The 17,078-nt window shown below is 62.9% G+C and carries 15 protein-coding genes and 2 pseudogenes; 11 read left to right on the top strand and 6 right to left on the bottom strand.

Features of this window, described 5'->3' with window-relative positions; all coding sequences use genetic code 11:
- Window position 1 precedes the first annotated feature (1 nt).
- Entirely contained in the window at window positions 2-577 is a 576-nt protein-coding gene (locus ACRXBZ_RS33990; protein ID WP_433882553.1) for an IS607 family transposase, read from the bottom strand.
- A gap of 166 nt (window positions 578-743) precedes the next feature.
- Between ACRXBZ_RS33990 and ACRXBZ_RS33985 the strand changes: the two genes are divergently transcribed.
- From ACRXBZ_RS33985 to ACRXBZ_RS33945, 9 genes are all read left to right on the top strand, one after another.
- Complete coding sequence (locus ACRXBZ_RS33985; protein WP_433884171.1) at window positions 744-1,055, top strand: hypothetical protein; 312 nt, start codon at window positions 744-746, stop codon at window positions 1,053-1,055.
- Between the two features lie 525 nt (window positions 1,056-1,580).
- A complete protein-coding gene (locus tag ACRXBZ_RS33980; RefSeq protein WP_433882552.1) occupies window positions 1,581-2,600 on the top strand; it encodes an ABC transporter substrate-binding protein in 1,020 nt (339 codons plus the stop codon).
- Window positions 2,600-3,457, top strand: coding sequence for an ABC transporter ATP-binding protein (locus tag ACRXBZ_RS33975; protein ID WP_433882551.1), 858 nt, complete (start codon window positions 2,600-2,602; stop codon window positions 3,455-3,457). The genes ACRXBZ_RS33980 and ACRXBZ_RS33975 overlap by 1 nt, the downstream gene beginning before the upstream one ends.
- Window positions 3,435-4,250: an ABC transporter permease gene (locus ACRXBZ_RS33970; RefSeq protein ID WP_433882550.1), complete on the top strand. Its 816-nt coding sequence runs from the start codon at window positions 3,435-3,437 to the stop codon at window positions 4,248-4,250. Before ACRXBZ_RS33975 ends, ACRXBZ_RS33970 begins: the two co-directional genes overlap by 23 nt.
- 11 nt (window positions 4,251-4,261) lie before the next feature.
- Window positions 4,262-5,782, top strand: coding sequence for an aldehyde dehydrogenase family protein (locus ACRXBZ_RS33965; RefSeq protein ID WP_433882549.1), 1,521 nt, complete (start codon window positions 4,262-4,264; stop codon window positions 5,780-5,782).
- Window positions 5,783-5,822: 40 nt separating this feature from the next.
- Window positions 5,823-6,842 (top strand): membrane dipeptidase, encoded by a 1,020-nt coding sequence (locus tag ACRXBZ_RS33960; protein ID WP_433882548.1) that lies wholly within the window; start codon window positions 5,823-5,825, stop codon window positions 6,840-6,842.
- Window positions 6,839-8,419, top strand: coding sequence for a phytoene desaturase family protein (locus ACRXBZ_RS33955; protein WP_433882547.1), 1,581 nt, complete (start codon window positions 6,839-6,841; stop codon window positions 8,417-8,419). The genes ACRXBZ_RS33960 and ACRXBZ_RS33955 overlap by 4 nt, the downstream gene beginning before the upstream one ends.
- Before the next feature lies 1 nt (window position 8,420).
- Window positions 8,421-8,738, top strand: a complete 318-nt coding sequence (locus ACRXBZ_RS33950) for a muconolactone Delta-isomerase (RefSeq protein ID WP_433882546.1) — start codon at window positions 8,421-8,423, stop codon at window positions 8,736-8,738.
- A gap of 33 nt (window positions 8,739-8,771) precedes the next feature.
- Window positions 8,772-9,797: a LacI family DNA-binding transcriptional regulator gene (locus tag ACRXBZ_RS33945; RefSeq protein WP_433882545.1), complete on the top strand. Its 1,026-nt coding sequence runs from the start codon at window positions 8,772-8,774 to the stop codon at window positions 9,795-9,797.
- Between the two features lie 503 nt (window positions 9,798-10,300).
- Here the strand turns inward: ACRXBZ_RS33945 and ACRXBZ_RS33940 are convergent.
- The 3 genes from ACRXBZ_RS33940 to ACRXBZ_RS33930 form a co-directional block, all read right to left on the bottom strand.
- A complete protein-coding gene (locus ACRXBZ_RS33940; protein ID WP_433882544.1) occupies window positions 10,301-11,464 on the bottom strand; it encodes a peptidase C69 family protein in 1,164 nt (387 codons plus the stop codon).
- A gap of 257 nt (window positions 11,465-11,721) precedes the next feature.
- Window positions 11,722-13,143 carry a purine-cytosine permease family protein gene (locus tag ACRXBZ_RS33935; RefSeq protein WP_433882543.1) on the bottom strand — a complete coding sequence of 474 codons (1,422 nt, stop codon included), beginning with the start codon at window positions 13,141-13,143 and terminating at the stop codon, window positions 11,722-11,724.
- A complete protein-coding gene (locus ACRXBZ_RS33930) occupies window positions 13,143-14,318 on the bottom strand; it encodes a glycerate kinase (protein WP_433882542.1) in 1,176 nt (391 codons plus the stop codon). The genes ACRXBZ_RS33935 and ACRXBZ_RS33930 overlap by 1 nt, the downstream gene beginning before the upstream one ends.
- An 82-nt stretch (window positions 14,319-14,400) precedes the next feature.
- On the opposite strand from ACRXBZ_RS33930, the gene ACRXBZ_RS33925 reads away from it, so the two are divergent.
- On the top strand, window positions 14,401-15,075 hold the full coding sequence (locus tag ACRXBZ_RS33925; RefSeq protein ID WP_433882541.1) for a GntR family transcriptional regulator: 675 nt from the start codon (window positions 14,401-14,403) through the stop codon (window positions 15,073-15,075).
- Between the two features lie 65 nt (window positions 15,076-15,140).
- Here the strand turns inward: ACRXBZ_RS33925 and ACRXBZ_RS33920 are convergent.
- Both ACRXBZ_RS33920 and ACRXBZ_RS33915 read right to left on the bottom strand, forming a co-directional pair.
- A pseudogene (locus ACRXBZ_RS33920) lies at window positions 15,141-15,507 on the bottom strand (IS701 family transposase); the annotation flags it as partial.
- 315 nt (window positions 15,508-15,822) lie between these two features.
- A pseudogene (locus tag ACRXBZ_RS33915) lies at window positions 15,823-15,999 on the bottom strand (HNH endonuclease); the annotation flags it as partial.
- Window positions 16,000-16,350: 351 nt separating this feature from the next.
- Between ACRXBZ_RS33915 and ACRXBZ_RS33910 the strand changes: the two are divergent.
- Complete coding sequence (locus ACRXBZ_RS33910; protein ID WP_433882540.1) at window positions 16,351-16,974, top strand: hypothetical protein; 624 nt, start codon at window positions 16,351-16,353, stop codon at window positions 16,972-16,974.
- Window positions 16,975-17,078: the final 104 nt, after the last annotated feature.

Genomic DNA, 17,078 nt, shown 5'->3' with positions numbered 1-17,078 from the left:
CTCACAGACCAGTGACCTCAGCGGTCGCGCACGCCACACCCGCTTCCGCGCGTTTGCGTGCCGACCCGCGCCCGTACAGGCGTGCACACATCGAGGTGAGCACGTCCACCATGTCCCGCACGAGGTCGTCTTTCACTTCTTCTGGGTTGAGCACGACGATCCGACGTCCGGTGGCGGCCAAGGCGGATTCCAGGTGTTCGACACCAAAACGAGCCAACCTGTCGCGGTGCTCCACCACGATCGTGGACACCCGTGGGTCAACGAGGAGTTTCCGCAACTTCGGCCGGTTCCCGTTCAGACCAGAACCGACCTCGGTCACGGTTTCATCGATTGAGATGCCCTGTTCACCACACGCGGCGACGACCCGACCCGCTTGACGTTCGAGGTCGTCTTCCTGGTCAGCGCTAGACACCCGGCAGTACGCGACGGTGAACCCGGCGGGCCGGTCATGTTCGCGCACGAGCCACGTCCCAGATGGTGTTTGCACCACCGGAACCGGCATGCGACCGGACTTCGCCCAAGCCCACGCGGTTTGGTAGTGCACACCTTCCCGTTCAGCCCACTCCGATAGCCTCACAAGATCACCATACACCATGATGATCACTGATAATTACAGAGATCCAATCCAACAGTTTCCGACCCCCATCGGCAGTACGAGCGAAGCAGAAGCGAACACCTCCGTCCCGGGAGAAGGTCACGAACCCACCGCCGCAGGAATGAGTGTCCAAGCGGGTGCTCACAGCATGGTCGTACAAGCTGCTGGCGACGTTGAGGTCAACCAAGTCCTCGGAAAAGTACTATCGGAACATGGCTTGCGATCAGAGCTCGCTGCAGTTCAGCGGTGCTATGCATCGATCGCCGCTCCAGAGTGGAATCGCTTGGTTCAGGTCTGGAAGAGCCACCAGCTGATCCTGATCATGGGACAGCGGCGCATCGGCAAGCGCACTGTAGCGTTGCGACTACTGGGGCAAGTCGATCCCGAAGCACGACTCGTCGACGTAGCCGTCGAGAAAGTGAGGGAGCTGAACAAGGACTGGCCGGACAAGCGACGGTGAACACGCCGCCGTGCTTGCGTGGCCGCCCGACGGTACCCGGCGGCCGGGGCGGTGCGGGCCGCAGCAGGACGCGGTCGGAGCCGTCAAGGTAACCCGGCGCGCTCCCGCAGCACCAATTCCCGCAAGCCAGCGCACCTCGGAGGCCCGCTGGTGCGCGGTCAACGCACCCCAACTCGTTGCCCTGGTGTGCGCGGGAGCCCCTTCCAGGGCGGCAAACTCCTCGAACGCCCCGACGACCACGCTCCACCCACCGCGCCTAAACAATCTTGACCCACAGGTCTTGACTATTCCTCGGGCGGAGCACGACGCTACGTACTCGTTGCAGTCGCGGGAGCAGCCGACCTTCACTAGCTAGCGGTATCCCACCCCAACGCCACTACCGCTAGGAGGCTCTTGACGACAACAAGGGCGTAGTGCAGGATCCGATGGATACGTTTTCATCCCCTACGGAGGCATCTGCGCCTCACTATGAATACGTTTTCATCACCGAGTGGCCGAGAAGTTGCTTCGGATCAGGGAGGTGCCATGCATTGGAGTAAGCTCACCAAGATCACAACAGCGGCGGTCGCGATCGTTCTCATCGCGAGCCTGACGGCGTGTGGTAGCAAACCAGCGGGCCATGAAGGATCGGATCCGACCATCAGGCTGTCGCTGGACTGGAGCACGTTAATCGCCTACCACGCCCCCATCGTTCTCGCGGAAGAAGAAGGCATCTTCGAGAAGCACGGGGTCAACGTCAGCCAGAGCTTCACGGCTGGTTCGAAGGACGCCGTGCTCGCGGTCGGAACGAACCAGTCCGACATCGCCTGGGCCGATCTCTCGACCTCTGCCGCGTCGATACTCTCGGGTCTTCCTGCGAAGGCAATCGCAACAGTGCAGGCGAAGAACTCCCAAGGTCTCACCGTCCTTGAGGACACCACACTCAACTCCGCCAAGGACGTAGTCGGACTCCGCATCGGAAGCACGCCCGGCGGGTCCGATTCGACCCTCATCGGCGCGTTCCTTGAGAAGAACGGGATCGCAAAAGACCAGGTCACGATTGTGAACCTCCCCGGCAACGGCAAGTTCGCCGCTCTGATGGCCGGCAACGTCGACGCGATCAGCGGGCAGGTTTATTACTACGTCAGCTCCTCGGTCGCAGAGGGGAAGCCAGCCCACGGTAAGTCCTACTCGGAGATGGGCGTCGACACACTCGATCACGGGTTTGTTGCCAACGACCAGTTCCTCTCGGCTCATCCGGACGCGGCGACCAACTTCCTCGCGGCCTACCGAGAGGCTCTGCAGAAAACGATCGAGGATCCAGCGGCGGCGTGTGCCAAGATCGCGCCGCTTTCAGATGGGGCACTCAGCGTCAAGGCCTGTGAAACACAGCTCGAGCTGTGGCTGCCCTTGGTGACTCCCGTCGATGATCCCGCATGGGGAACCAACGATTTGACGAAGTGGTCGGACACCATCGCGACCCTCAAGACGTTCGGTGGCGCTACCGGGTCTGTTGAGCCGACTGCGATGTTCACCAATGACTACCTCCCTAAGAAGGTTCAGTAGTGCCTACTCTGACAAAAAAGACGGACGCACCTTCCCAGAAGCCCATAACGGTTTCTTGCGCCGGCGTGCGCCAAGAGTACGAGACCAGGCGCAGCACAGTTGTCGCTCTGGACGGGGCGACTCTCGACATCAAACCCGGCGAGTTTGTTTCGCTACTAGGTCCGAGTGGATGCGGGAAGACCACGCTGCTCCGCCTTATCGCAGGCCTTGAGGCGCCGAGCCGCGGGGTCGTCAGCATTGACGGCGATGAGGTAACAAGTCCGCATCCTGAATTGGGCGTTGTGTTCCAGAGCGACCTCCTTATGCCGTGGCGAACGGTTCTGGACAATGTACTCCTTCAAGCGGATGTCCGCAGAGAGCGGTCCGTGCAGACCCGACGCCGTGCGCTGGAGTTGCTGGCCCAGGTCGGCCTCGAGGGCTTCGAGGATAAGTACCCGAAAGAACTGTCGGGCGGAATGCGGCAGCGTGTCGGTATTTGCCGGGCGCTCTTGCACCGACCGCGCCTTATGCTGATGGACGAACCGTTCGCAGCGTTGGACGCGATGACTCGTGACCAGATCTCGGTGGATCTCGCGGAGATCGCCTACCGCACGGAGATGACCGTCGTGTTCGTCACCCATTCGATCAGCGAGGCCGTCTTTCTGTCTGACCGAGTCCTAGTGATGTCCGCACGGCCAGGCCGCATCGACACGGAGGTGGCGGTACAGCTGGAGCGACCGCGAGGACTGCACATTCGGCAATCAGCCGAGTTCGGCAGGTGCGTCGGACACGTGACGGAGATCTTCAAGCGGCTGGGTGTGCTGCACGATCGTTCTACGGCTGGAGGTGCAGACGGTGGCACTCACTCGGAACCGTGACCGAGTCACTGCGCCTAGGACGGGTGTCGTCAGAGCAATAACAGGCGGCCTTCAGACGCCCGGTGTGGCGCCGACGATTCTCATTGCGCTGCTCATCGGGCTCTGGGAGACCAGTGTCCGCGTCTTCGACGTCCCGCGCTTCCTTCTCCCCGCGCCGAGCACGATAGCCGAGGCCTGTCTGGAGAACTGGTCGCTACTGATGAGGCACTTGGGGGTCACTCTTGTCGAGACTCTCGCTGGCTTCCTGATCAGCGCGGTTGTCGGCCTTGCGTTCGCGATTTTAATGGTCTTGTGGCCGGTCGCCGGCAGCGCGGCGTTCCCACTTCTCGTCGCGTCCCAGGTGATTCCCAAGGTTGCGGTTGCACCCCTCATGGTGGTGTGGATCGGTACTGGGCTGACGACATCCGCGATCATCGCCTTCGTCATGGCGTTCTTCCCGGTGGTCGTGAACGCCACACTAGGCCTGAAATCTGTTGAAGTAGGGTCGTTGCATCTGCTTCAATCGATGAGGGCCACAAAGTGGCAGCAGTTCTGCTACCTTCGCTTCCCGACCGCGATCCCCTTTATCTTGTCCGGGCTCCAGCTGGCTATCGCCTTTGCCATTGTCGGCGCTATCGTCGGGGAGTTCGTCGGCAGCAATGCCGGATTGGGCTACCTCCTCATCGTGACCCAGGGCAATCTCCAGACCTCTCTCCTCTTCGCCGATCTAACGCTTCTGACAATAGTGGGCCTGGCCCTTTATTACGGTGTCGAGCTACTGGGGCGCCTGGCGCTCCGCCACCGTGGCCAATGAAAGGAACGAATATGGCCGAGGCTAACAACCTCGCTGCACGATTAAATGTTCACGCCTATCCGACTAGCTTCCGGTCCTTCGTTGATGGAGTGGATTGGCCGGGCGCCACCGGGGAGGTGGACCTGCGAGACCCGGCCACCGACCGTGTATGGGGACGCGCTGTCGTCGCCGAGGACAGTGTCGAGGCTGCCGTTGGATCGGCAGCGGCGGCGTTCGAGCACTCAGGCTGGCCGGAGCTCAGCACTCAGGAGCGTGCCGCCGTACTCGTCGAACTCGGTGGCCTCATCGAACGCAACTCCGAGCGCTTGGCGGTCCTGGAGACACTCGCTACCGGCAAGCCTCTGACCGTCACCCGCGGAGAAGTCTCCTATGGCGTCCGATGGTACCGCTACTACGCGGCGGCGCTCGAGACGGGACGGGACACGTTCGTCAGTCTCGGACCGACGAAGGACGCAGTGGTCAGAGCGGAGCCGCTTGGGGTGGTCGCTGCAATCACTCCCTTCAACGGCGCGTACTCGCTGGGATCCTGGAAGATCGCTCCGGCGCTAGCTGCAGGCAACTGTGTCGTGGTGAAGCCTCCAGCCCTCGCCCCCGGCTCGACTATCGAGCTGGCGAGACTGGCACTGGAGGCGGGTGTTCCGCGCGGTGTGCTCAACGTCGTCGTGGGAGACGCACGCGAAGGCGGTCAGCTCGCATCGGACGACCGAGTGGAGCTTGTGACCTTCACCGGGAGTACCACTGTTGCTCAACGCATCGGCGCGATCGTCAGTGGTCGGATGGGCCGGTTCGTGTGCGAGGCGGGCGGGAAGTCCGCGCATATCGTGCTCGATGACGCGGACCTCTCGTCCGCCGTCGTAGCGGCAACTCAGGGTGTCTTCAGCGGCAGTGGACAGACATGTGTCGCAGGGTCGCGTCTTCTGGTCCATGAAAAGGTGTTCGACGAGTTTCTGGAACGGTTTGTCGAGCACACGTCGAAGCTAGTAGTCGGTAACCCTTTCGATCCCGCGACTCATCTTGGACCCATCGCTACGGCCCGACAAAGGGACTCAATCAAGGGCTTCATCGCGCGCGCCCTCGCTGCCGGCGCGCAGAGGATCTTGGGAGACGAGGACGGCCCGTCGGATCCCGCCCTGAGGAATGGCTACTGGGTCAGGCCGACGATCCTTACCGAGGTCAAGCCGGATATGGAAGTGTGCCGGGAGGAGGTATTCGGACCGGTCGTGGCCGTTCAGCGGATCTCCTCGCTCGACGAGGCTCTACGCCTCGCAAATGACTCGCAGTACGGACTTGCAGCGGGGATCTGGACCACCGATCAACGCAAAGCACATCGGGCGGCGCGGTTCTTGCAAGCCGGCACTGTCTGGATCAACACCTACCGAGGGATGGACTGGCGTACGCCGTTCGGGGGTTACAAGAAGTCCGGGATCGGACGCGAGAACGGCCTGGAGGGGCTCGCGGAGTTCACGCAGACAAAGACCGTGGTTCAGGACTTTGCCTCCGCCGTCGACCCATTTGCACTCGTTGCACGGTGACATCCCAACGGATGTCGAGCAGAAACGATACAGGAAGAAAATGAGCATCACGAATCACTTTGTAGTGGATTGCCTTGAGTACAGCCGACCTAGCCGGGAGCGTTTCCTTGAATGGAATCGAGGTGGCATCGACTGCGTTCACGTCACGCTAGCGGTCTGGGAGACCGCGCGAGAGACACTCTCCGTCCTCGGACAATGGAATGACCTTCTTGCAGAGAATCACGATCTGATCGAACTTGCTCGATCCGCCGCAGATATTCGGAGAATCTCTCAAGCGAACAAAACAGCCGTCCTTTTCGGGTTTCAGAATACGGCGCCGCTGGAGGACGACGTTCGCTTGATCCGAATCTTCGCGGATCTCGGGGTTCGCATCATGCAACTCACCTATAATACCCAAAATAGCATCGCCGCAGGCTGCTGGGAGGACCACAACACTGGGCTGTCAAAGCACGTCGGAACGTCTTTCGTACGAGAGATGAACAATGTGGGTGTACTGATTGACCTTTCGCACTGCTCCGAGCGCACCTGCTTGGACACCATCGCCTACAGCTCTCGTCCGGTCGCCATCACGCACGCCAATCCACTGGAGTACGTCGGCACCGGCGTGGAGCTGAACAGACGCCCAAAGTCCACGCAGGTCATCAGAGAACTCGCCGACCGTGGAGGTGTCATCGGTCTCAGCCCGTACACACGGATGCTACGAGACGGCTTGAACACCACAATCGACGACTTCGCCCGGATGGTTCTGTGGAGCGTGGAGAAGTTCGGCGTCGACCACGTTGCATTCGGCACGGACTTCTACACCGGCTACGACATCTCAGCCGTCAGGTGGTGGAGAGCAGGGCGATGGGGAAGGGAAAGTCCCGTACCCATCGATGCCGACGCCCCAGTCGTCGAATGGCCAGCCTGGTTCCACTCTCCGGCGGCCTTCCCCGAGCTCGCAGAGAAGCTATCTGCGGAGGGACTCACCGACTCGGAGCTCAGCTGCGTTCTCGGCGGCAACTGGCTCCGACTATTCGATGAATCGTTTTGGCCGTTGGATGAGAGCGAATCGCGATGACCGCAAGGCGTGTCGTCATCGTCGGCGGCGGACACAATGGGCTAGTTTGTGCCGCATACCTCGCGAAGCGCGGCGCATCGGTCACAGTCGTGGAGGCTCGTAAACGGCTGGGCGGGCCAGCTGCAAGCTTCGAATATATGCACGGTTACCATGCGGCGATTACAAATTCGCCTGGCTCGTTAGAATACGCCGTGGTGCAAGAGCTTGAGCTGGAACGGCATGGCTTGACTTACTGCAAGCCTGAAATAACGCTCGTCCAGCCGTTTGACGACATGGTATTTCTGGGCTGGCGAGACAGGTCGCAAGTAGATACCCAGCTCGAACATTTCTCCCGCGGCGAATCGCGCCGCTACCGAGAGCTTACGGACACTCTGAACTCGGTCGGAGCGAAGACCGGCTTGTCGCTGTGGAAGCCGTCGCTACCGCTGAAGCAGATCCGAGAGAACCTCGGCGACTCCGCTGAGCGACGCCTATTTGACGAACTGGTTGACGGTTCGCTGAAGGAGATACTCGATTCGCGGCTCAAGTCTGATCAAGCCAAATCAATCCTGACCATGCTCGCTGTGAACGCTCAACTCGTTTCTCCCACCCAGCCTGGCTCCGGCGTTGGCCTCCTCATGCGGCCGATTTCCATGGCTTCTTCCGAAGACGCCGGCCCGGACAGCGCGAACAAGCAGGTCCTTCGAGGATCTGTCGGGCTACCTATTGGCTCCATGAGCGCGATCGTGGACGCCATGGTCCGCGCCGGCGAGGAGGCAGGGGTCACCTTCATCACCGGAGTTCCAGTCACACGGATCGTCGTGAATGACGGCCGGGCTGTAGGCGTGAAGCTTGACGACACTACCACGCTGGAGGCAGACGTCGTCGTTTCAACCGTCGAACCCTCCGTGCTGTACACGGAGTTACTCGACAACGGTCCCGCCAACCTCGCAGGCAGCACTATCAACCCCCCCACTGGCTCCGCGTTCAAGCTCGCTGTGGCCTTGGATGGCCTACCAAGCGTACGAAATCTCCCGCCTGACGTGGTTCCCGAGCGGGCTTTTCGCTCTCAGTTCAGAATCGGACCTTCTACCTCCTACATCGAGAAGGCGATTCAGGACGGGCTCGAAGACCTCCCGTCGGACTCACCCATCATGTGGGGACTTATTCCTTCATTGACATCGCCCGGACTCGCACCAGAGGGCAGGCACCTGATGAGTGTAAATGTATGGCACGCACCCCACTCTCTTGGCCGCGACTACTGGACCGACGGCGGACGGGATGCATTCGGACACCGTTGCCTCGCCGTGCTGGACGAGCACCTTCCTGGACTTAACGAGCATATCGTGGACTACCGGTTCCTTGGCCCCATCGAACTTGCGGATGAGCTCCGGCTCCCCGGGAGCAACATCACCCACGGCAATATGCTGCCAGACCGCTTGTTCGGGAACCGCCCTAACGCGACCATCGCCAGTACCGGATCAGGCGTGCGTGGGCTATTCCTTGGTGGCTCGGGCGTGTGGCCAGGCGGCTACGTGACGGGAGCGCCGGGCCGAAATGCTGCCAATTATGTCTGTCAATACTTGGAGAAGTGCTAGGATGGAATTCCTGATCAACATCAACATCACCTGGCCATCCGATATGGCCAGTGAGGAGATTGAACGCATTTCCCAGAAGGAGCGCCACCTGGCCGCTCAGCTCGCTGAGTCCGGTCATCTCGTGCGGATGTGGCGCGTCCCAGGGCGGCGAGAGAATTGGGGCCTGTGGCGAGCCGCTGACGCGACAGAGATCCACGACGTGATCTCCCGTCTCCCCGTTTGGCCGTATATGCAGGTCAAGGTAATATCTCTTGCGGAGCACCCGGTAGACCCACGCCGGGCGGAAGCCGCGAGTCAAGCGAGCCGGCGAGAAGCTTGATGATCACGATCGGCTAAGTAGAAGGGCACGAGGGTGGCTGGCGTCAACGAAGTGGCCAAGGCGGCGGGCGTCTCGATCGCCACAGTTTCACGCGTCATCAACCAACCCGAACTCGTCGCGCCAGCCACCCGGGATCGTGTTAGCGAAGCTATGAAGAAGCTGAACTACCGCGTGAACAGCGCTGCCTCCGCCTTACGACGTGGCCACGCTAAGACGATTGCGCTGGTAGTCGCTAACATGTCCCAACCTTGGTACGTGAAGCTCGTCAGGGCACTCAGAACGGAAATCGGGTCCCGCGGATACACCTCCGTGATCTTCGACTTGGAGCATGACCCAAGGGTTCTTGTGGACTACCTGGGCGGCGTCGAAAACCAAGGAATTAGCGGAGTCATTCTCGCCACAGGCGACTTTCTCGATACGCCCGAAATTATCAACGCAATGACGCGCGCGCACCAAACGACACCGCTCGTTGTCATCGGCCAACACGTTGAAGACGCAACCTGGCCGACCGTCCGATTCAACGATGAGCATTGGTCGTATGAAGCTACGAGAGTACTTCTACAGAGATCTCACGGCCACATCGCATTCCTGGGGCGCTGCGTGACCTCATACCTCGCGGGCGAGCGACTGAAAGGATTCCGCCGCGCAGTCGACGAACAACCAGACGCGCACGGAATCGTATGGGACATCAACGATTTCGGATTCGCAGCAGGCTACCGCGAGATGACACAAGCGATCGAGCGGGGCGAGACGCCTACGGCGGTCTTATGCGTCAACGACGAGCTTGCACTCGGCGTGACCCGGGCAGCTGCCGAACATCGGCTTCGGGTTCCGAGCGACCTCGCGGTGATGGGATACGGAAACACGGATTTTCTTGAGTACGTCCTACCATCTCTTTCATCTGTCGATGGTTCTGCAGTCACCGCTGCTTCTGTGGCCTTCAATGAGTTATGGGACTACTTCAGCGGAAACGGGACAACACGCACGACCGTGCTCGAGCGCCGACTGGTCTTAAGAGAATCAACCGGACACTCGGTCACAGCTGCTGGTACGCACTAGTACGGCAGCAGCCATTCGCTAGCTGACCTGGGTAATGTCGATGTTGCGGGCGAGTCTGGTGCGTTTGTGGAACCAACGTGATCGTGCTTGGTGCTTGCGACGCCAGTTCACCCAGTGGGTTTTGTGTTCGGGTGGCTGGGGTGTGATCAGGCGATCCGAGTGACGCCGCCGGTCCACGAGGTCTCCTCTGCAGCGGCGGCGTGATGCAGGGAAGGCCAGCGCCTCCAGATCGCGCACGCTTTAGCGCCCCCGCATCCCTCGCACACAGACCGGCTGACGTAGCGAAGTCGACACCCGCCTACTTCGCGCATCGGGGCCTACGACGCCTACTCCTCCGACGCCAGCCGTGATGCCGCCGACCTCGCCTGGCCTGACAAGACCGGGCAGAGCCTGCGCCAGATCACGCGATACGTCGATCCGACGGTTTGTTTGATCAGCGACGGGACCCATACTGATCGGCCCGCGTGAGGCGCAGCGAGCACCCGCTGTCCGGGCCGGGCGGCTCACGCCCAGCGCGGGTCGGCGGATCTCTCCAGTCCGAGACGCTCAAACGCCTGCGTCGTCGCGGAGTCCACCCGGCGAAGGCCCTCTTGCGTGATCTGCCCGGCACGCGCGGTGGCGGCAACCGGGTCGGATCGCCATGCGCTCCTGAGCTCGTCGACCTGCTCCTCGAGGTCCTGCTCGATGGGGTCCAGGTGCTCACGGAGCGACTGCTGCACCTCCGGGAAGCGTCCGGAGCGCCGCGCCGTATCGAGCGCCTGCTGGGTGCGCCACCAGAACGAGCGCTCGTCGAAACGCTCCTGCACGTAGCGGCCCGGCGATGTGAGGGGCAGCTCGTGCGGTGTTGTTAAGTCGCTCGGCAGCTGAGCGGAGGGGAAGACCGGCAGATAGATCGTAGTGCAGGGCGTGGCGGCAGACCACCAGATCACGTCCAGCTCATCCGGGTCCGTCGGCAGCTCCGCGATCAGCGACGACGCCGTGTTCCCCCAGGTGAAGCCGGACGGATGCTCGTGCATGCACAGGGTGTGGAAGTCCGGTGTCCCCGCGTCGAAGTAAGGGCCACCGAGGAAGGAATCCTCCAGGTGATCGCGCAGGATCCTTCGCACCCAGGCCAGGTCGACTCCACCGTCCGAGCGCCCGCGCCAGAGCAACTCCGCGGAGCGGGCGCGCCGGATGCGGGAGACCTGGAGTGGCACGTTCGGATCGGCGACCGCAGCGGCGAAGTCGAGCGTCGCCTCACCGCGCCAGCCCAGTTCCCGAGCCTTGTCGAGCAGTCCGTCGCTGCCGCGGTCGAATGCGGTGCGAATAGAGGGCTCGTTGCTGATGCTGTCCACCGCGTCCGCACGACGCGCGGCCCACTCCCGGCCCAGGGTCTCGATGATCCACGCCTCTTGGGGGTCCGCGATCAGGAACGAGTTCTCGTAGGCGCCCGTGACGGCTTCTTCTCCAAACTTCCCGGACCCCCATTGCCCGTGACGCTCGAGCAGGCCGGTGATGACATCGACCGCCTCCGCCGCCGTCGCCGCTCGTTCGAGGCCGAGACGGACCAGTTCCATCCCCAGGATCCCGGCTGGGGGATTCGCGCCGCCTCTGGCTGCTTCGACGTGTGCGCGGAGGGACCTGGTGAACAGAGCCTCGTTGCCGATCGCCACACGGTGCTGGTTCACGCCGGATTCGTATCCCCAGCACCAGAAGGGCGACGATCCGATGTGCGCGTATGCGGGAGCGTCTTCGATTTGGACCTGCGACAGCGTTACGCTGCCATTCGAGGGACGTGCAGGGCGCTGTCTCAGCGGCTGCGCCTCGCCAGCGGGCCGGTCGCTGTTTTTCCCGAAGATCGTCGCCCCGGCGGCAGAGCTGGCGGGGAGCGACACGAGCGTGTCGCAACTCCAGGCAGGCGACCACGATTTCTCGAGCGGTGCGTTCATCGTGCGACCTCCGCCTCGATCACGCCGTCCTGCTTTGGGAGGTAGAAGCGTCCCTTCGTGGCGACGGTGAGGACCACGTGCAGGATGGGTCCCACAATCATCGCGACGAACGACGCAAACTCAATCGGATATAGCCCGAGGATTCCGGCTGCGCCGACAGCGACGGCGGAGGCCAGGGAGATTAGGCCGCAGGGATTCCACGCCCGCACCTTGTCTTCTGCGAACTCGATGTCGTGTGAGCGGCCGAGTTTGAGCAGACGACGGCAGATGAAGTAGTCGGCGAGGATCACGAGTACCCAGGTGTTTGTCAGGACGCCGGTGATCGCCAGGAACGTACTGAGGTGGTTGATTACGTTGGTCGCATAGAACACTACGCCGAACACCCACACCCCGAACATCCACCAGGGACGACCTGGCCGGAAGTGGGCGACCACGTCGAACCCTGCCGCGAGCGTGATCGATCCGCCGTACAGATTCATCACGTTGATGCGGATCTGCGTGATGACGACGAATACAACACCTGCGATCCCCATCAGGTGTACGAAAACGAACCCGGGATCCTGTGCCTTCTCTGTGCCGAACTGGCCGATGAGTCCCGCCCCGAAGTACGCGCCCAGACCGATCACGGCGAACATGGGGATGAGCTCGAGGAGCATGATTGTGGCCGTGCCGCGGTATCGGATCTTCTGCGCGGCGAAGCGCCCATAGTCGGTTGCCATGAGTCCTTGGAAGATCATCTGGCCGTTGGCGAGGCTCATCGCGGCGGCGAGACCAGCCCCGCCTCCGACTCCGACGGGTCCCCACTCGAAGGCGCCGGCGCCGGGCTGGTCGGCCATCGCTACGATCGCCCAGATCAGCAGTACGACGAAGATCGGGAACCCCCAGCTCTGCAGCACGGACATGGCGTGCATACCCCGCCAGACCAGTGCGATCGTGACGAGGCCCACCACGGCGAAGATCGCGATGCCCGCGATCGAGGTGATGTCGATCCCGAGCGAGTAAGCGATCGCATGGGAGACGATCGTCCCTTCGAATAGGAAGTAGAAGACGAAGTTGATCGCGTAGATGAACGAGGTCACCGCAGCGCCTCGTGCGCCGAATCCCAGCCCACGGGACAGCAGCCCCTGTGACAAGCCCTCGCGGCTGGCCATCCGCATGGTCAGGGCACCGATGACGAGTGCCCCGATGAAGAAATAGCTGATCGGCAGCAGCATCAGCGGCCACCCGACGGCGAACAGCTGCTGTGCGCCGAAGGAGAAGAAGAACATCGCCGTGGCGTTGCCGAGTAACACAAGGCTGATCGCAGGGATCGGCCATCGCTGCGACGAGGGAACGCGCGCGGTCGAATAGCTCTCGATCTGATCGTCGATCGATGCCTCGGGGCCTCTGAAAGCCCGACGGAGTTCGGTGAACGACATCATTGTCCTTTCGTTGGGGAGGGAACAGCCATCATGGAGGCGGAGGCGGATATGCGGCGGACCATGCCTTCGGCGATCATGGCGCCGGCTCGCTCGAGTGTCGTGACGGTGAGCGCCGGATTACGGGCTGTGCCGCTGGCGAGGCATTCGAGGGAGAGCACTTCGGCTAGGCCGAATCGGGAGGGGTCCTCGCCAAGTCGGTTTTGCCCCGCCACGGCGGCGACAGGACGGGCGTGGCGGCGTGCCGCATAGATGACGACGGCCGGAGATTTCCCCATGAGTGTTTGCTCATCCAGACGGCCCTCCCCAGTGATGACAGCGTCGGAGCTGGCGATCATCTCGTCGAGCCCGAGCGCCCCCGCGATACGGTCGCCTCCGCTGGTCAACGAACCGCCGAGCAGCAGGATCGCCCAGCCGAGGCCCCCGGCGGCACCGCTGCCAGGGGTGTCGGGGGCGACGAATCCCGTCGGCGGGGGCATGTGGGCGACGACGGAGGCGAACTGCGCAAGTCCGGTCTCCAGCCGGTCGACGGCCTCGCTGTCGGCGCCCTTCTGGGGGCCGAACCGTCGCGCTGCACCGACCGGCCCCAGCACGGGGGAGTCGACATCGCGGAGCCCGACGAGCCGAATGGTCGTGAGGCGTGGATCGAGTCCGGACCAGTCGATGCGCGCGAGCCCTGTCAGCGCACTGCCGCCTGCGGCGAGCGGTCGTCCCTGGGCATCGAGGAACCGTGCACCGAGCCCGCGGAGCATACCGGCGCCGCCGTCGCTGGTGGCGCTGCCGCCCAGCGCGACTTCGATCTCGGATGCACCGACGTCGAGGGCGTCCACGATCGCTTCGCCGACACCAGTGCTGTCTGCGTGTTCTGCCATCTCTGCGGTGGGCTCGGTCGCGCCGAGCCCGCAGATCTCCGCGACCTCGATGAGAGTGGTCCTCCCTTGGCGGGCCACGCGAGCGCTCCTCGGCACTCCGTGCGCGCCGAGGAGCGGGATCAAGTACTGGTCGTATCCATGGTGGAGCAACACATCGAGCGTCCCGTCGCCTCCGTCCGCCATCGGCAGTTCCACGACCTCGATGTCCGGGCGCGCCCGGTGCAGGCCCCGTGCGACAGCGGCGCACGCCTCAAACGCGGTGACCGTGCCCTTGAACTTGTCCATTGCGACCACGATGCGCATTCCGGCTCCCCTCTGACAGCCAGGTAACTGTATTACATGTATGCATGTATTGTGCAAGCGTGTGGTCGTCTAGTGTGAAGGGATGGAGGAATTTTCCGAGCTCGATGTGGTCTCTGTCGCGGACTCGCTGACCTCTGCGCTGCGCGAACGGATCCTGACGCAGCAGATCCGCCCGGGCGACCGGGTGGCCGAGGCCGCCGTCGCTCAGCAGTTCCGGGTCTCCCGTCCGAGCGCTCGCGTCGCGGTGGAGAGGCTCATTGGCGAGGGGCTTCTGGAACGTTCCGCGCACCGCGCCGCGCGCGTCCTGACGTTCCGGCCCGAAGCGATTGTCGACATGTACCTGTCTCGTGCCGTGATCGAGACCGGCGCCTACCGGATGCTCGCCGAGACGGCGCACGACTACGACAAGGCGGAGCGTGAGATCACTCGCCTTCATGCCGCAGCAACGAGCGGGGACGTGGTCGAACTCGTCGACGCGGATGTCCGGTTCCACCGGGAGCTGGTCGATCTGCTTGGAAGCCCCGGGCTGAGCTCGACGCACGACAAGCTCATCAATCAGATGAGGCTCTGCCTTGCCCAGGTGCAGAGCAACCACCTGCTGGACCCGTTCGCGATCGAACAGGAGCATAGAAGCATTCTCGAGGCGCTTCGCGCATCGGATGCGGACACGGCGGGCGCACGTGGTCGCCAGCACCTTGAGCGCGCCCGCGACATTCTCCTCGCGCACCTCACGTGTGTGACGACCGATAGTCCGTGAGGTCGGTCCCACCGATCGACGTTGAGACTAATCGGATCAGTGCCTAGTACGGCAGCAGCCATTCGCTAGCTGACCTGGGTGATCTTGGTGTCGCGGGCGAGTCTGGTGCGTTTGTGGTGCCATCGTGATCGTGCTTGGTGCTTGCGGTGCCAGTTCACCCAGTGGGTTGTTGTGTTCGGATGGTCGGGGTGTGGTGTCGGCGGTCAGGTCTTTGATTTCGGGGATGGTGAGCGGGATCATGCCGGGATCGGCGGGTGGGGGCTGGTCCGGGTGTGCTGGTTCTGAGGCTTGGCTGTTGGTGCGGTCGCGTAGCAGCGCGGCGGTGACGGCGCAGACAGCGAGGGCGGCGCAGACGAGCACGGTGTGCCGGGCGATCGCGGTGTAGAGCCTGGCTTGGGACTGGTTCAGGCTAAAGCTGTCTTTGCCGAACTCGGATGGGTGGGCCGCGCAGCGAGGTGCCCCATAAGCCGGGGTCCTTTTCCTCGGACCCTCTCCACCTGGCCGCCGTGTTCGGGCTCGACGAGACCACCGCCATCCGATACAGCGCCGCCGCCCGTAATCTCCTGCACAGCGCCCACCACGACACCGTGGGTTGAGCACGAACCCAAGGGTCCAACCGCCCCACACAGCCCGAACACCCTTGGGTTCCCGCTGAGAATCCCTCAGTTCGCCTGAACTCCGGGCAGAGGCGCGGCCCCCCGCCGAACCGGACGTGCCCGCTTTCCAGGCATCTCGGCTCTCCAGTGATCACGCCGTGAACGTGCTGGCTGGTCGTGTCCCGTGGATGCGATCGTGGCAGCCGGCACAGACCACCAGGGTCTTGAGGCGCCGTCTGGCCATGACCGTGACCCACGGGCTTGGATCGGACGCATCGAGCTCAGCGAGGGCGTGGACGTGGTGGACTTGCACCTCGCCGACCTGCTCGCAGAGTTCGCACCGTTCTCATGGGGTGCGCGGAGACCTGCACCGGTATGGCCACGAGGCCGAAAGTTATCTGGAGGGACGACAGGGTTTCCACTGGTCAGCGACATGTCGTCGAGTGAGGCACGTTTGGCACTCGTCGGTTGTCGACCCCGAGATCACCCGATCAAGTGCAACGTCCTGCCACACGCGATGGAGCCCGGGAGTACGGCGTAGAGCAACACCGCCGGCCGCTGGGCGCACATTGACCAGGTACCTCGGTGATTCTGCCGCCGTTACACGGGTATCCCATCAGGGGAACCACTGACCGGCACTGATTGCCGTTGTCTGCCACCGATCTGGGGGGAGAAGACTATGGCCACCGACGACACTGCCCACCGTGAGGCCGAGGACGACGAGGCCGGGACTCGCGGCTCACTTCTCAAATACAGGGGCAAGGACAACAGGACAGGGGCGCTGGGCGGCGGCCAGCCTTTCCTGCTGTACTGGTGCAAGGAGGACAAGGACTGGTTTTACCCGGTCGGCCTGTGGGAGTACATGGATTTCTCCCCCAAGAACACGGTCGGCAAATCCGAGATCCTTCAGTTCAAGTTCGACACCGATAAGAACGTTCTCGACGTGCCCGCCTTGCGAGGCACGCCGCTGCTGTGCCGTTTGGGCAGCGAGTCGTGGAGTCGGCCGGTGCAGCGCAAGGGCCAAAACTTCTACATCGCCAGGGGTACCGGCTCGATGCCCATGCGCACGGTCCAAAATGCCGTGATCTACGGGGACCAGCTCCGGTTCGCGCTGCGTATGGACATCGTGAGTCGCGATGACGCGTGGATTTCCAACGCGGAGACCACCGGCTCGATCCGGATGCGCGACAGCGAGAAAGACCGCGCCTGGCTGGTCGCCGTCCGGCACGGCGAAGACTGGAGCGACCCCTTCGGCAGCCAGACCACGTTCGCCAAGCGCCCCTGGGCCGACCTGATCGGCTGAACACCCGAGCGCGCCGTCCGGGGCCGCTTGCACGCCCCTACCAGCACCAGCTCCGGCGAGCCCTGCCGGACTCCTGTGCGGGGTTGGGGCGCTGACTGCCGCGC

It is taken from the genome of Saccharopolyspora hattusasensis, from assembly GCF_050972075.1.
GTDB classification, from domain to species: Bacteria; Actinomycetota; Actinomycetes; order Mycobacteriales; family Pseudonocardiaceae; genus Saccharopolyspora; species Saccharopolyspora hattusasensis.
The sequence above is the reverse complement of the archived record's forward strand: the minus strand, read 5'-3'. Positions and strand labels throughout refer to the sequence as shown.